Origin of the sequence: Rhizobium bangladeshense (genome assembly GCF_017357245.1) — a bacterium.
GTDB classification, from domain to species: Bacteria; Pseudomonadota; Alphaproteobacteria; order Rhizobiales; family Rhizobiaceae; genus Rhizobium; species Rhizobium bangladeshense.
This window is the reverse complement of record NZ_CP071617.1, coordinates 55,866-69,571: the sequence shown is the minus strand read 5'-3', so window position 1 is coordinate 69,571 and position 13,706 is coordinate 55,866. Positions and strand designations below refer to the sequence as shown.

Below are 13,706 nucleotides of genomic sequence, written 5' to 3'. Positions count from 1 at the left end.
CAACAGCCTCAAGGGATTTCAAATTCGTGCGATTATCTTTCGCAAAATTGCTGATTCGCCGTCCGCGGGCGCCGACTCAAAGACGGACCGAACGCCGGTATTCCTTCGGTGTCGCCCCCATCAGGCGGCGAAAGACGCTGGAGAAATGCGCCTGGCTGGAAAAGCCTGTAGCGTAAGCGATGCTTGCAAGCGTCTCCTTGCCATCGGCGAGATAAAGTCGCGCGCGCTCGATCCTGCGTTCGAGGACGAAGCGATGCGGCGCCACGCCCGCCGCCCGTTTAAATTCCCTGCTGAAGTGAAAGGGGCTCATATGGGCCACACCGGCCAGCTCCTCCACACTCAGATCGGATTTGCCAAGCAGGTTCTCGATGTAATCGATCACGCGCCGGAGATTTTCCGATGTCAGCGGACGATCACCGGCCTCAGGTCTGGCGCCCAGCAGTTTTACAACGCAACAGGCAAGTGCCATTCCCAGATGCTGCATCAAAAGCAGATCGTCGCGCCCGGTCTTCTCGACTGCAAATGCAAGAGAAAGTGCAACCTGCAGCGTTGTCGGATCAGTCGTCGCGCTCAGTGCATCACTATCCCAATGCTCCGGATCGAAGCGAGAGCCCCCGAGGCTGCTGTAGAGCGCAGGCGACTGGAAGATCGAGATATAATCCGCCGCATCGCCCTCGACTTCAAGGACCGTGGCAGCCGGTTGAAATCCCAGGGTGAACGGCGGCCTTTCAACTTTGCGGAACGCCCCGCTTCCAAGCCGATAGGCATATTTTCCGTGCGCCGTACGGTTGATCGAGATTCTGTGAAGCGAGCCCTTCGAAACCATCTGTCCCGCAGCGCTGCGATAGGTCTCAACAATCATGTCGCGTTGGACGAAGGCCTTGTAGCCTCCAAGGGATGGCCGGCTAATTGAGAAAATCTGCGGGTCGATATCGGGCATTGTTTCATTCTCCCTGGCAGGGAAGAGGCAAGTTGCGCGCCAAATGGAAGCCAAGCTTCGCGCTGGATATCGACGTCGTGGGATAAAACCCGACCGTGCCCATTTAAATCGTGATTTTCTGCCCGCTGTCATGCCACACGGCACCACGACCTGGCAGGCGTTCATCATCAGCAAATTTGGTCGCATGCGCAAGAATTATGCAATGCATGCTTCTTCCTGATCGGGTGGCTGCAGACCCATCGGATCGCTCTCAACAGCGCGCGGCATCCGAAATCATTCCCGGCCACGGCAAACCGCAGCCAGGAATGCGCTTTTGCTCCATCCACTCTTTTTCTCGGAGATGGTCTTTTTGGAAATTCGTTTCTCCCCATTCCTATTAGTACACTTAATTTATAGACAACATCAATTTGGAGAGTGGGAATGACCATCGAAAAATCCGGAAGCAGTCTCGGAAGACGAGACCTGTTGAAACTGTCCGCCGCGGCCGGGGTTGCCTTCGCCGGTGCTTCGCTCATCGGGCAGAAGCCGGTTTTTGCGGCCGAAGAGCTGTCGCTGAAAGGCAAGCGCATTGCCATCAGCGCCACCGGGACCGATCACTTCTTCGACCTGCAGGCCTACAATGCCCAGATAGAAGAGGTGAAGCGCCTCGGCGGCGAGCCGATCGCCGTCGATGCCGGGCGCAATGACGGCAAGCTGGTCTCGCAGCTCCAGACGCTGATCGCTCAGAAGCCAGATGCGATCGTTCAGATCCTCGGCACGCTGAGCGTCATCGATCCCTGGCTGAAGAAGGCGCGTGATGCCGGCATCCCGGTTCTGACCGTCGACGTCGGCTCAACCAATTCGATCAACAATACCACATCAGACAATTGGGGCATCGGCAAAGACCTAGCGCTGCAGCTCGTCTCCGATATCGGCGGCGAAGGCAATATCGTGGTCTTCAACGGCTTCTATGGCGTGACCCCCTGCGCAATCCGCTACGACCAGCTGGTCAACGTCGTCAAATATTTCCCGAAGGTGAAGATCCTCCAGCCGGAACTGCGCGACGTCATCCCGAATACGGTACAGGACGCTTTCACCCAGATCACGGCGATCCTCAACAAATATCCGGAAAAGGGATCAATCAAGGCAATTTGGTCGGCCTGGGACATTCCCCAGCTCGGCGCGACTCAGGCGCTGACGGCAGCAGGGCGGACCGAAATCCGCACCTATGGCGTCGATGGCAGCCCCGAAGTGCTGCAGCTCATCGCAGATCCGAATTCGCCTGCTGGCGCCGATGTCGCGCAGCAGCCAGCGGAAATCGGCCGCACCGCCATCCGCAACGTCGCCAAGCTGCTCGCCGGCCAGACGCTGCCGCGCGAGACCTACGTTCCCGCACTTCTGGCCAACAAGCTGAATGTCGGCGAAGTCACCAAGAAACTCGGCATTGGCTGACGCAGCCTGATGGACGGTCCGGCCGTGCCGGACCGCTCACTATTGGCACCACGTCGGGATGGATTGCATGACTGCCATTTCCTTGAAGCAGCCGGTGACGGCGCGAGACGACATCATCCGCTTCGAAGGCATCGTCAAACGTTTTGGCGGCGCACAGGCGTTGGCAGGAGCGTCGCTGATCGTCAAGCGCGGAACCATCCATGGTCTCGTCGGGCAGAATGGCGCCGGTAAGTCGACGCTGATCAAGCTGCTTGCCGGCCTCCATCAGCCGGATGACGGGCGGATCGAGATCGAAGGACAGACGTTCGAAAGGCTGACGCCGCATCTTGCCGAAGAGCTCGGCATTTACTTCATTCACCAGGACCGGCTGCTGGTGCCGACCTTCACCGTCAGCGAAGCGCTGTTTCTCGGCCGGGAACCGCGCATACCGGGCACGCCTTTCCTCGACCGGCGGCTGATGCAGCGCCACGCCTCCGAGATCCTCAACGACTATTTCGGCGTCCGCTTGCCAAACGCTGCCCTGATCGGCGAATTGTCGACCGCCGAAAAGCAGATCGTGCAGATCACCCGCGCCCTGCTCAACCAGCCGAAGGTGCTCGTCTTCGATGAGCCGACGGCGGCCCTGGTGCGCCGCGAGGCCGATATCCTCTTCCGGTTGATCCGCCGACTGCGCGATGAAGGGGTGACCATAATCTACATCTCGCACTACCTGAACGAAATCGAGGAGCTCTGCGACCACGTCACGGTGCTGCGCAACGGGCTTGATGTCACTTCCGCGCCGATCGGCGAGACTTCGGCCGCAGCGATCGCCCGGCTGATGGTCGAGCGGGATATCAAGGAGATGTTTCCGAAGCCTGAGGTTAGGCCCGGCGAAGAGATGCTCAAGGTCGAGCAGCTGTCGGCGCCGGGAAAATACAGCGACATCAGTTTCTCGCTTCGCCGCGGCGAGGTGCTCGGCCTCACCGGCCTGCTCGGCTCCGGCGCAAAAGAGCTGGTGCGTGCTCTCTTCGGTCTGGAGACGCCATCTTCCGGCCGCGTCGAAATCAACGGCAAACCCGCCCGTTTTACCAATCCAACGCAGGCGGCCGGCCATGAGGTCGCGCTGGTGCCGGAGGATCGCCGCCGCCACGGCGTTGCACTCGATCTCAGTGTCGCGGAAAATACCAGTCTTCCAAGCCTCGGCCGCCTCTCGCGTTTCGGCTTTCTCGACCGCAAGCGCGAGCGGCGCGAAGTCGATGCCCTGCTCACGCGGCTTCAGGTGAAGACCAGCGGGCGGAACGCGCTTTTGCGTACACTCTCGGGCGGCAACCAGCAGAAGGTGGCGATTGCCAAGTGGCTCAGCCGGCACTCGGAGGTCTATCTCCTCGACGAGCCGACGGTCGGCGTCGATATCGGCTCCAAAGTCGAGATCTACACGCTCATCGGCGAACTCGCGGCGCGGGGCGCCGGCGTCATCGTACTGTCTTCGGATCTGCCAGAACTCATCGGCATCACGGATCGCATCCTCGTGCTCTTCCGCGGTCGCGTGGTGCGGGAATTCATCTCGTCGGAGACTACTGCGGATGCCGTGCTGGCGGAATCGACCGGATCGTCGGAGGGACAACGCCATGTCGGCTGAAGTGGAATTCGCGCCTGCCGACTTTTCGGCAATAGTACCGCCTCCCAGGCCGGCCGGTAACATCGCGGCTGCGGCGCTGCGCTTCGGATCACTGATCGTTTTTGCAGCCATTCTGATCGTCTTCTCGCTCACGGCGCCTTACTTCCTTAGCGTCGGAAATATCGGCAACGTGCTCGGTCAATCCGCCATTTCCGGCGTGCTCGCTATCGGACTGACCGTCGTTCTGATTGCCGGCGGCTCCAATGTCGTCACCGGCGGCATCGATCTTTCGCTCGCGGCCAATATGGGTCTCAGCGCCGCCGTCTACGCCACCTTGACCCAGCTCGGCTTCGGCGACGGGGCGGCGATCTCGGCGGCGATCGGGACCGGAGCGCTGATCGGTACGGTCAATGCCATTGCCGTCGTCTATGCCGGCATCGTGCCGTTGCTGGCCACACTTGCGGTGATGAATGTCGTCGCCGGCCTCGAACTGGTGCTGACCCAGAATACCGTTCTGCCGGCCTCCACGCCCTTCCTCTCGGCGCTTTCGGCGTCCGGTCCCCTAGGCCTGCCCGTTCTTGCCTACGCGCTTCTCGGTTTCACGGCACTTGCAACGGCCATCATCCAATATACCCCGCTTGGCCTGCGCCTTTATGCCGTCGGCGAGCTCCCGGATGCGGCGCGCGCCGCCGGCCTGCCACTTCGCCGCCTGCTTGCCGGCGCATTCATCGCCAGCGGCGTGTCCGGCGGCATCGCCGGTATCTTGAGCGTCTCCTATCTGAGCGGCAGCACGACCGGCTCCGGGGAGATGCTGTTGCCCGTCGTCGTCACCGCTCTGCTCGGCTCGGTCTTTTCGCGCCGGTTGGTTCCCACGATCAGCGGCACCTTCCTCTCGGCCCTGCTGGTCGGTTTCCTCACAAATGGCTTCCAGCTGCTCAACATTTCGAGCACGCTGGTCAGCGGCGTCCAGGGCTTGCTCATTCTGCTCGTGGTCTCCGCGACCACCCTGTTGCGCCGACAGGAGGCTTGATCATGTCGCTTCAGTCTTCGACATCAGCCGTCTACGACCTGCCACGCCTCATCGCTGCCGGCGTGGTGCGTTACGGGCTGATCCTTGCGCTCGTGGCGGTGTCCGCCATCTTCTCCGCGGCAACGCCGACGTTTCTGACGCTCGCCAACCTTCAGAGCATCCTGGTCAATAATTTCACGCTGCTTGCCATCGTATCGATCGCCATGACCTTCGCCGTCTCCTCGGGCGGGATCGATCTCTCTTTGGGAACGGCGATGGATTTTGCCAGCTTCGCCTTCGTCTCCCTGGTCCTCGCGGGTCAGCCGGTGGCGATTGCGGCCCTTGCCGGGCTGGGGGCAGGAGCACTCGTCGGTGCCGTCAACGCGCTGCTGATCTCAGGGATTGGCGTCTCCCCCTTCCTTGCAACGCTCGGCACGCTGTTCATCGGCCGCAGTGCCCAGCAATTACTGACCAATTGCGGCAACCCTGTCTACCTGCCGCCGAGCGGTGTGCCGGAAGCCTTCCGCTTTCTCGGCCACGGCACGATCGCCGGCTTTCCGGTGCCGCTTGCGGCCGCAATCCTCATCATAGCCGCCGCCGCGGTCGCCTTTGCCCGCACGCGCTTCGGCCGCGTCATCCTGTCGATCGGCATCCAGCCGGCCGTCGTGCGCTATTCCGGCATCGCTGCATCGGCCCATATCGCCGCAACCTTCGTCATCGTCGGGTTGATCGCGGCTGTCGCCGGCTTGATCCTGACGGCGACCGTTAACGTCTACATCCCCTCCTCTGGCAACGCCTTCCTGCTGAACGCCATCGGCGCGACCTTTATCGGCACGACGCTCAGCCCGCTCGGGCGGCCGAACGTCAGCGGCACCGTCCTCGGCGTGCTGCTGCTCAGCATCGTCGCCAACGGCCTCCTGCTGACCGATTTGAATTTCTACTGGCAGCAGGTCGGGACAGGCACGCTGATTTTTGTCGTGCTCGCCCTGAGCTTCATCAACAGGAAAGCCGCCACCCGCGCGTGAGAGCTGCAGTATCCGCGGAATAGGTCAGCCCGCCGAGGTGTCCGAGATCATCCGCGACACCGCATTCTTCCAACCGATGATCTTGGCCTGCCGCTCGGTCTCTTCCATCGAAGGGCTGAAGCGGCGATCGCAGGCCCAAGCCTGCGCAAACTCCCCTTTGCCCGGCCAGATGCCGGCTTTCGAGCCGGCAAGCCAGGCGGCTCCGAGCGCCGTCGTCTCGCGGATCGCCGAGCGATCGACGGGATTTCCGGTGATGTCCGCCAGGCACTGCATCGTCCAATCCGACGCTGCCATGCCGCCATCCACGCGCAGCACGGTTTCCAACTGGTTTGCGCCCCAGTCCTTTTTCATGGCCACCAGCAGGTCGAGCGTCTGATAGGCGACGGATTCAAGCACGGCGCGGGCAAACTCCGCCGGGCCGCTGTTGCGCGTCAGGCCGAAAATTGCGCCGCGCGCGGCCGGGTCCCAATAGGGCGCGCCGAGACCGGTGAAAGCGGGAACGATATAGACCTGCTGTCCGGGGTCGGCCTTGGTCGCAAGCCCCCCCGCCTCGGAGGCCTGGTTTATGATGCCGAGCCCATCGCGCAGCCATTGGACGGCGGCACCGGCGATGAAGATCGAGCCTTCGAGCGCATAGGTCGTTTCGCCGTCGAGCCGGCAGGCAATCGTCGTCAGCATGCGGTTGGAAGAGGAAACACGGTCCCTGCCGGTATTGAGCAGGGCAAAGCAGCCGGTGCCGTAAGTGGATTTCATCATGCCTGGCTCGAAGCAGGCATTGCCCACCGCCGCCGCCTGCTGGTCGCCTGCCACACCGAGAATCGGGAGCGGGGCGCCGAACAGCGCCTCGTCCACCTGGCCGAAATCATCGGCGCATTCCTTCACCTCGGGAAGCATGACGGCCGGGATGCCGAGAATGCCGAGAAGCTCCTCGTCCCACGCGCCGTCGTCGATATTGTAGAGCAGCGTCCGCGACGCATTGGTCGCATCGGTGGCATGCACGCGACCATCAGTCAGCTTGTAGATCAGCCAACTGTCGATCGTGCCGAAGCAGACTTCGCCCGCCTCCGCCATTTCGCGCAGGCCATCCACATTATCGAGCAGCCAGCGCAGCTTCGTTCCTGAGAAATAGGGATCGAGCAGCAGGCCGGTCTTGGCGCTGAACAACTTCTCATATCCGTCGGCCTTCAGGCTCTCGCACATTTCGGCCGTGCGCCTATCCTGCCAGACGATCGCGCGGTGAAGCGGTGTTCCGGAGCGGCGATCCCAGACGACCGCCGTCTCGCGCTGATTGGTGATGCCGATCGCAGCGATTGCGTCGGCGTCCAAGCGGGCATCGGCGATTGCCCCTCGCACGGTATCGATGACGGACTGCCAGATTTCGGCGGCGTCATGCTCCACCCAGCCGGGCTGCGGATAATATTGGGTGATTTCCGCCTGGGCCGAGCCGGCCATTTTCATGTCGCCATCGAAGATGATCGCGCGCGACGATGTCGTGCCTTGATCGATCGAAAGAATGTAGCCGCTCATAACCGTCTCCAGCTCGCACGAAACCGGTCCCTGCCGCCGGGCGGCAGGGCGCGGATAATTTGTGAGAGAAAGATTGTGGGGTGCCACCGGCTAATCGCCGGTGGCGGGAAGTGATGGCCGGAAGCCTCGTCGCTTCCGGCAGGGTCCGCCTTAGTTCTTCTGCCAGCTCTTGACGAGTTCGTCGTAGTTGACAGTGATCGGCTTGTCCTTCTCGTTTTCGATCTTCAGCTGCGGTGCAAGGTTGCCCTTCGCGACGGCGTCCTTGTTCCAATATTCAAGATCGTGCTCTTCGGCGAGCTTCGGACCGATATCGCCCTGGACCTTGGCGCGTTCCAGGCGCTGCAGCACCTTTTCCTGTTCGGCGCAAAGCGAGTCCATTGCTGCCTGAGCCGTCTTGGCGCCGGAGGAGGCGTCACCAATCGCCTGCCACCAGAGCTGCGCGAGCTTCGGATAGTCAGGAACGTTCGTACCGGTCGGCGACCACTGCAGGCGGGCCGGCGAACGGTAGAATTCGACGAGGCCCCCGAGCTTCGGTGCGCGGTCGGTAAAGGACTTATGATCGAGCGTGGACTGGCGGATGAAGGTCAGGCCGACATGGCTCTTCTTCACGTCGACGGTCTTCGATGTGACGAACTGGGCATAGAGCCAGGCGGCCTTGGCGCGATCGTCTGGCGTGGACTTCATCAGCGTCCACGATCCGGCATCCTGATAGCCGAGCTTCATGCCGTCCTTCCAGTAGACGCCATGCGGGCTCGGTGCGAAGCGCCATTTAGGCGTGCCGTCCGCATTGACGACCGGCAGGCCTTCCTTGACGAAGTCGGCGGTGAAGGCCGTGTAGGTGAACATCTGCTGCGCGATCTCGCCCTGCGAGGGGACCGGCCCGGATTCGGAGAAGGTCATACCCTGAGCGGCAGCCGGTGCATAGGCCTTCATCCAGTCTAGATACTTCTGGATGGAATAGACCGCGGCCGGACCGTTGGTGTCGCCACCGCGCGCGACGCACGAACCGACAGGACGGGAGTTCTCGTCGACCTTGATACCCCATTCGTCGACCGGCTTGCCGTTCGGGATGCCCTTGTCGCCATTGCCGGCCATCGACAACCAGGCGTCGGTGAAGCGCCAGCCGAGCGACGGGTCCTTCTTGCCGTAGTCCATGTGGCCATAGACCTTCTTGCCGTCGACTTCGCGGCCCGTGAAGAACTCGGCGATGTCCTCATAGGCCGACCAGTTGACCGGCACGCCGAGATCGTAGCCGTACTTCGCCTTGAAGTCCGCCTTGTTCTTCTCGTCATTGAACCAGTCGTAGCGGAACCAGTAGAGGTTCGCGAACTGCTGGTCCGGCAGCTGGTAGAGCTTGCCGTCCGGGGCCGTGGTGAAGGACTTGCCGATGAAGTCGTCGATGTCGATGCCCGGATTGGTGACGTCCTTGCCTTCATTGGCCATCCAGTCGGTCAGCGAGCGGGCCTGCTGATAGCGCCAATGGGTGCCAATCAGGTCGCTATCGTTGATGTAGGCGTCATAGATGTTTTCGCCCGACTGCATCTGAGTCTGCAGCTTTTCCACGACATCGCCTTCGCCGATCAGGTCATGGGTGATCTTGATGCCGGTGATGGCGGTGAAAGCCGGGGCCAGCACCTTGGATTCATATTCGTGGGTCGCGATCGTTTCGGAAACGACCTTGATGTCCATGCCGGCGAAGGGTTTCGCTGCATCGACGAACCACTGCATTTCCTTTTCCTGGTCGGCGCGGGGAAGCGTCGAGAGGTCGCCGACTTCCTTGTCGAGGAAGGTCTTCGCCTCGTCCATGCCGGCATAGGCCGAACCTGTCATCGCCAGCAGCAAGCATGCTGTCGTCGTCAATAAGTGCCGTCGCATAATATCCTCCCAAGGGTTTGCGATTGCAGTCACGTCTCAGGCGGCCAGTACCCCGGCCATCTGTCTTCTCCTTGCCGTCACACGTAGCGGAACACGCCGATGGCGTAGACTACGGAAATGGCAAGAGCCCACCACAGGTTGGGCCCAGCGAGCCCAAGCCATGCAAGATGAATGAAAGCGCTGCCCAGCAGCGAAATGAAAAGCCGGTCGCCGCGCGTCGTCTCGAAACGCAGCACGCCTGTGCGCGGCGAGCCGCCCGGCGAAAAATATTCCCAGCCGCTCATCGCGATCAGAAGCGCCAGGATCGTCAGGAAGAACAGCGCCGTCGGCAGCGTCCATGCCATCCAGGAAAATGTCATTGCGGTCTCCTCCTCAGACGCGGCCCAGGGCAAAGCCCTTGGCGATGTAGTTGCGGACGAAATAGATGACGAGCGCGCCGGGGATGATGGTGAGCACGCCGGCCGCCGCCAGCACGCCCCAATCCATACCGGAGGCGGAGACCGTGCGCGTCATGATCGCCGAGATCGGCTTGGCCGCCGTCGTCGTCAACGTGCGGGCAAGCAGCAGCTCGACCCAGGAGAACATGAAGCAGAAGAAGGCGGCGACGCCGATCCCACTTGCGATCAGCGGCATGAATATCTTCACGAAGAAGCGCGGGAAGGAGTAGCCGTCGATGTAGGCGGTTTCGTCGATCTCCTTCGGCACGCCGGACATGAAGCCTTCGAGGATCCAGACCGCCAGCGGCACGTTGAACAGGCAGTGGGCAAGCGCCACGGCGATATGCGTGTCGATGAGACCGAAGGCCGAATAGAGCTGGAAGAAGGGCAGCGCGAAAACGGCGGGCGGCGCCATACGGTTGGTCAGCAGCCAGAAGAACAGGTGCTTGTCGCCGAGGAAACGGTAACGCGAAAAGGCGTAGGCCGCCGGCAGCGCTGCGAGCACTGAAATTACCGTGTTCATCGCCACGTAGATGATGGAGTTAATGTAACCGCTGTACCAGGACGGATCGGTGAAGATGACGGTGTAGTTCCGAAGCGTCGGATTTTGCGGCCACAGCGAGAACGCGCCCGTGATCTCGGCATTCTCCTTGAAGCTCATGTTGATCAGCCAGTAGATCGGCAGGAGCAGAAAAAGGATGTAGAGCGTCGTGACTACCCAGGAGAGATTTCCTGCGGGCTTGTATTTCATTCTCGAACCCATGGGATCTCTCCTTTCTCAAGCGTTGGCGTCGCTGCTGGTCATGACCGTGTAGAAGATCCATGACAGCAACAGGATGATCAGGAAGTAGATGATGGACATCGCCGCGGCGGGGCCGAGATCGAACTGGCCGACAGCCATCTTCACGAGATCGATGGAAAGGAACGTCGTCGAGTTGCCGGGACCGCCGCCGGTGACGACAAAGGGCTCGGTATAGATCATGAAACTGTCCATGAAGCGCAGCAGCACAGCGATCAGCAACACCCGCTTCATCTTCGGAAGCTGGATATAGCGGAACACGGACCAGCGCGAGGCGCCGTCGATCTTGGCGGCCTGATAATAGGCGTCCGGGATCGAAACGAGGCCGGCATAGCAGAGCAGCACGACGAGGCTCGTCCAGTGCCAGACATCCATGACGATGACGGTGACCCAGGCGTCGACGGGATCGCGGACATAGTTGTAATCAAGTCCGATTGCTTCGAGCGTGTGGCCGAGCAAGCCGATATCGACGCGTCCGAAAACCTGCCAGATGGTGCCGACGACATTCCATGGAATGAGCAGCGGCAGCGCCATCAACACCAGGCAGACGGGGACGCCCAGGCCCGATTTCGGCATGTTGAGCGCGATGAAGATGCCGAGCGGAATCTCCAGCGCCAGAATTATAAAGGAGAAGAGCAGATTGCGCTGGAGCGCTTCCCAGAAGCGGTCGGAATGTAGGGTCTCGACGAACCAGTCGGTGCCGGCCCAGAAGAACTCATTGTTGCCGAACGTATCCTGGACGGAATAATTGACGACGGTCATCAGCGGGATGGCGGCCGAAAAGGCGACAAGCAGCAGCACCGGCAGGACCAGAAACCAGGCTTTATTATTCCACGTCTTCTGCATGGCTCAGGCCTCCCTGCCGACACGCCAGCTGTCGGCGTAAATGCTGATGGCGGACGGATCGAAAGTGACGCGGGCATCGGCGGGTATGTCGGCATCCTCGTGCACGATGATAGCAATCGGCTGGCCGGCGAAGCGGGCGCGAACGATCTTCTGCCGGCCGATATCCTCGACCTTGGTGACGGTGACCGGCATGCCTTCCCGCCCGAGACGGATGAATTCGGGGCGGATGCCGAGCTCGGTCTTGGAACTTCCTTCTGTCTTCGGCGCGTAATCGAGCGTCAGCACCTCGTCCCCCACCTTGACCGCGCTGCCGTTAACCTGCGCCGGCATGACGTTCATACCAGGCGAACCGATGAAATAGCCGACGAAGGTGTGGCTTGGGCGCTCGAAGAGTTCGGCCGGCGTGCCGATCTGAACGATCTGGCCATCATACATGACGACGACCTTCTCGGCGAAAGTCAGCGCTTCGGTCTGGTCGTGGGTGACATAAACCATGGTGAAGCCGAACTGCTTGTGCAGCCGCTTCAGCTGCGAGCGAAGCACCCATTTCATATGCGGATCGATGACGGTCAGCGGCTCGTCGAACAGAATGGCGTTGACGTCGTTGCGCACCAGGCCGCGGCCGAGAGAAATCTTCTGCTTCTGGTCAGCCGTCAGCCCCTGCGCCTTGCGCTTGGCCCAGCCGGCAAGGTCGATCATTTCGAGAATGTCGCGGACGCGCCGGTCGACATCGGCTTCCGCCACGCCGCGGTTGCGCAGGGGGAAGGCGAGATTGTCGTAGACAGTCATCGTGTCGTAGATGACCGGGAATTGGAAGACCTGCGCGATGTTGCGGCTCTGCGTCGAAAGATTCGTCACATCCTTGCCGTCGAACAGGATGCGGCCGTGCGACGGCTGCAGCAGGCCCGAGATGATGTTGAGCAGCGTGGTCTTGCCGCAGCCGGAAGGGCCGAGCAGCGCATAGGCGCCGCCGTCGTTCCACTCGTGGTCAACTTCCTTCAGCGAATAATCCTTTTCCGTCTGCGGATTGGCTCCGTAGGCGTGGCGGATATGGTCGAGCGTAATGCGTGCCATTGTGCTCTCCTATGCCTTTGCGGCTGCAGCGACAGCGTGATCGACCGTGGCGATGGCGCGACCATCGGCGCCGAAGGCCAAGAGGTGGCGCGTATCGAGGAAGGCCTCGATCTCCATGTCAGGCTCGATGTCGTGAATGCCGTGCGCCAGCATCACCCAGCGCACGCCGTCATATTCCAGATGGACGAAGCTCTCCGAACCGGTGATCTCGGAAACCAGCGTGCGTGCGTGCAGGCGGGCGGCGTCACCTGTCTGCGGCTTGAAGCCGAGATGATGCGGGTGAAACGCAACCGTGACCGGCCCATCCGGCACGGCGGCCAGATGCAGGGGCACGGGAAGTGCCGCTCCGCCCTGACGCGTGAAGACGTTGCTCGACTTGGTGACGTCGAGCGTGTTCAGCGGCGGATCGGCGAAGATGCGGGCGGTGGCGAGGTCGGCGGGACGGCGGTAAACATCGATCGTCGGCCCGAACTGAGTTACCCGACCTTCATTCAGCGTCGCCGTATTGCCGCCGAGCAGGAGCGCCTCGGAAGGTTCGGTTGTGGCATAGACGAAGATCGCGCCGGATTGGGCGAAGATTTTCGGCAGTTCCTCACGCAGTTCCTCGCGCAGCTTGTAATCGAGGTTGGCGAGCGGCTCGTCCATCAGCACGAGGCTGGCATTCTTGACGAGCGCACGTGCAAGTGCGGTGCGCTGCTGCTGACCGCCGGACAGGTTGAGCGGCGTGCGATCGAGATAGGGCGTGAGCTTCAGAAGCTCGGCCGCCTTGCGCACTTCGTGGTCAACGGTGGCGGCATCCTTGCCCGATATGCGCATCGGTGAGGCGATGTTCTCGTATACGGTCAGTGCGGGATAATTGATGAACTGCTGGTAGACCATGGCGACGTTGCGCTTCTGCACCGGCATGCCGGTGACATCGGCGCCGTCGAAATGGACGGAGCCGGCGGTCGGACGGTCGAGCCCGGCCATCAGCCGCATCAGCGATGTCTTGCCCGACAGCGTCGGCCCGAGCAGGACGTTCAGCGTGCCGCGCTCGAGGACCAGATCGGTCGGATAGATATGATAGTCCGCGCCCACCATCTTGGCGGCGTTTCGCAGTTCCAGCATTCCGATTCCCGTGCCTCCACGCAGCGGGGACCACATGCC

Annotated in this window: 12 protein-coding genes; 4 read left to right on the top strand and 8 right to left on the bottom strand. The window is 61.5% G+C overall.

Features of this window, described 5'->3' with window-relative positions; all coding sequences use genetic code 11:
- Positions 1 to 76: 76 nt before the first annotated feature.
- On the bottom strand, positions 77 to 940 hold the full coding sequence (locus J2J98_RS29465) for a helix-turn-helix domain-containing protein (RefSeq protein ID WP_138395888.1): 864 nt from the start codon (positions 938 to 940) through the stop codon (positions 77 to 79).
- A gap of 420 nt (positions 941 to 1,360) precedes the next feature.
- Between J2J98_RS29465 and J2J98_RS29460 the strand changes: the two genes are divergently transcribed.
- The 4 genes from J2J98_RS29460 to J2J98_RS29445 all read left to right on the top strand — a co-directional run bounded on the left by J2J98_RS29460 (position 1,361) and on the right by J2J98_RS29445 (position 6,002).
- Positions 1,361 to 2,371: a sugar ABC transporter substrate-binding protein gene (locus J2J98_RS29460; protein ID WP_207604267.1), complete on the top strand. Its 1,011-nt coding sequence runs from the start codon at positions 1,361 to 1,363 to the stop codon at positions 2,369 to 2,371.
- Positions 2,372 to 2,438: 67 nt separating this feature from the next.
- The gene (locus J2J98_RS29455; protein ID WP_207604266.1) at positions 2,439 to 3,989 is read left to right on the top strand and encodes a sugar ABC transporter ATP-binding protein; all 1,551 of its coding nucleotides are present in this window, start codon (positions 2,439 to 2,441) and stop codon (positions 3,987 to 3,989) included.
- The gene (locus J2J98_RS29450; protein ID WP_207604265.1) at positions 3,979 to 4,998 is read left to right on the top strand and encodes an ABC transporter permease; all 1,020 of its coding nucleotides are present in this window, start codon (positions 3,979 to 3,981) and stop codon (positions 4,996 to 4,998) included. Before J2J98_RS29455 ends, J2J98_RS29450 begins: the two co-directional genes overlap by 11 nt.
- A gap of 2 nt (positions 4,999 to 5,000) precedes the next feature.
- Complete coding sequence (locus tag J2J98_RS29445) at positions 5,001 to 6,002, top strand: ABC transporter permease (protein ID WP_207604264.1); 1,002 nt, start codon at positions 5,001 to 5,003, stop codon at positions 6,000 to 6,002.
- Positions 6,003 to 6,026: 24 nt separating this feature from the next.
- Here the strand turns inward: J2J98_RS29445 and glpK are convergent, their stop codons facing one another.
- The 7 genes from glpK to J2J98_RS29410 all read right to left on the bottom strand — a co-directional run bounded on the left by glpK (position 6,027) and on the right by J2J98_RS29410 (position 13,667).
- Positions 6,027 to 7,529 (bottom strand): glycerol kinase GlpK, encoded by a 1,503-nt coding sequence (gene glpK, locus J2J98_RS29440; protein WP_207604263.1) that lies wholly within the window; start codon positions 7,527 to 7,529, stop codon positions 6,027 to 6,029.
- A gap of 150 nt (positions 7,530 to 7,679) precedes the next feature.
- Positions 7,680 to 9,404, bottom strand: coding sequence for an ABC transporter substrate-binding protein (locus J2J98_RS29435; RefSeq protein WP_064709983.1), 1,725 nt, complete (start codon positions 9,402 to 9,404; stop codon positions 7,680 to 7,682).
- A 77-nt stretch (positions 9,405 to 9,481) separates the two neighbouring features.
- Positions 9,482 to 9,763 (bottom strand): DUF2160 domain-containing protein, encoded by a 282-nt coding sequence (locus J2J98_RS29430; RefSeq protein ID WP_064709984.1) that lies wholly within the window; start codon positions 9,761 to 9,763, stop codon positions 9,482 to 9,484.
- A gap of 13 nt (positions 9,764 to 9,776) precedes the next feature.
- Positions 9,777 to 10,604 (bottom strand): carbohydrate ABC transporter permease, encoded by an 828-nt coding sequence (locus tag J2J98_RS29425; RefSeq protein ID WP_064709985.1) that lies wholly within the window; start codon positions 10,602 to 10,604, stop codon positions 9,777 to 9,779.
- Between the two features lie 15 nt (positions 10,605 to 10,619).
- Positions 10,620 to 11,486 (bottom strand): carbohydrate ABC transporter permease, encoded by an 867-nt coding sequence (locus J2J98_RS29420; protein ID WP_064709986.1) that lies wholly within the window; start codon positions 11,484 to 11,486, stop codon positions 10,620 to 10,622.
- 3 nt (positions 11,487 to 11,489) lie between these two features.
- Complete coding sequence (locus J2J98_RS29415; protein ID WP_207604262.1) at positions 11,490 to 12,560, bottom strand: ABC transporter ATP-binding protein; 1,071 nt, start codon at positions 12,558 to 12,560, stop codon at positions 11,490 to 11,492.
- Between the two features lie 9 nt (positions 12,561 to 12,569).
- Complete coding sequence (locus J2J98_RS29410; protein WP_207604261.1) at positions 12,570 to 13,667, bottom strand: ABC transporter ATP-binding protein; 1,098 nt, start codon at positions 13,665 to 13,667, stop codon at positions 12,570 to 12,572.
- Positions 13,668 to 13,706: the final 39 nt, after the last annotated feature.

Excerpts from the sequence above, each read along its gene's own strand:
- J2J98_RS29450 (WP_207604265.1), top strand. The coding sequence starts at position 3,979 with ATGTCGGCTGAAGTGGAATTCGCGCCTGCCGACTTTTCGGCAATAGTA.
- J2J98_RS29430 (WP_064709984.1), bottom strand. The coding sequence starts at position 9,763 with ATGACATTTTCCTGGATGGCATGGACGCTGCCGACGGCGCTGTTCTTC.
- J2J98_RS29455 (WP_207604266.1), top strand. The coding sequence starts at position 2,439 with ATGACTGCCATTTCCTTGAAGCAGCCGGTGACGGCGCGAGACGACATC.
- J2J98_RS29420 (WP_064709986.1), bottom strand. The coding sequence starts at position 11,486 with ATGCAGAAGACGTGGAATAATAAAGCCTGGTTTCTGGTCCTGCCGGTG.
- J2J98_RS29410 (WP_207604261.1), bottom strand. The coding sequence starts at position 13,667 with ATGCTGGAACTGCGAAACGCCGCCAAGATGGTGGGCGCGGACTATCAT.
- J2J98_RS29460 (WP_207604267.1), top strand. The coding sequence starts at position 1,361 with ATGACCATCGAAAAATCCGGAAGCAGTCTCGGAAGACGAGACCTGTTG.
- J2J98_RS29415 (WP_207604262.1), bottom strand. The coding sequence starts at position 12,560 with ATGGCACGCATTACGCTCGACCATATCCGCCACGCCTACGGAGCCAAT.
- J2J98_RS29465 (WP_138395888.1), bottom strand. The coding sequence starts at position 940 with ATGCCCGATATCGACCCGCAGATTTTCTCAATTAGCCGGCCATCCCTT.
- J2J98_RS29445 (WP_207604264.1), top strand. The coding sequence starts at position 5,001 with ATGTCGCTTCAGTCTTCGACATCAGCCGTCTACGACCTGCCACGCCTC.
- J2J98_RS29435 (WP_064709983.1), bottom strand. The coding sequence starts at position 9,404 with ATGCGACGGCACTTATTGACGACGACAGCATGCTTGCTGCTGGCGATG.
- glpK (WP_207604263.1), bottom strand. The coding sequence starts at position 7,529 with ATGAGCGGCTACATTCTTTCGATCGATCAAGGCACGACATCGTCGCGC.
- J2J98_RS29425 (WP_064709985.1), bottom strand. The coding sequence starts at position 10,604 with ATGGGTTCGAGAATGAAATACAAGCCCGCAGGAAATCTCTCCTGGGTA.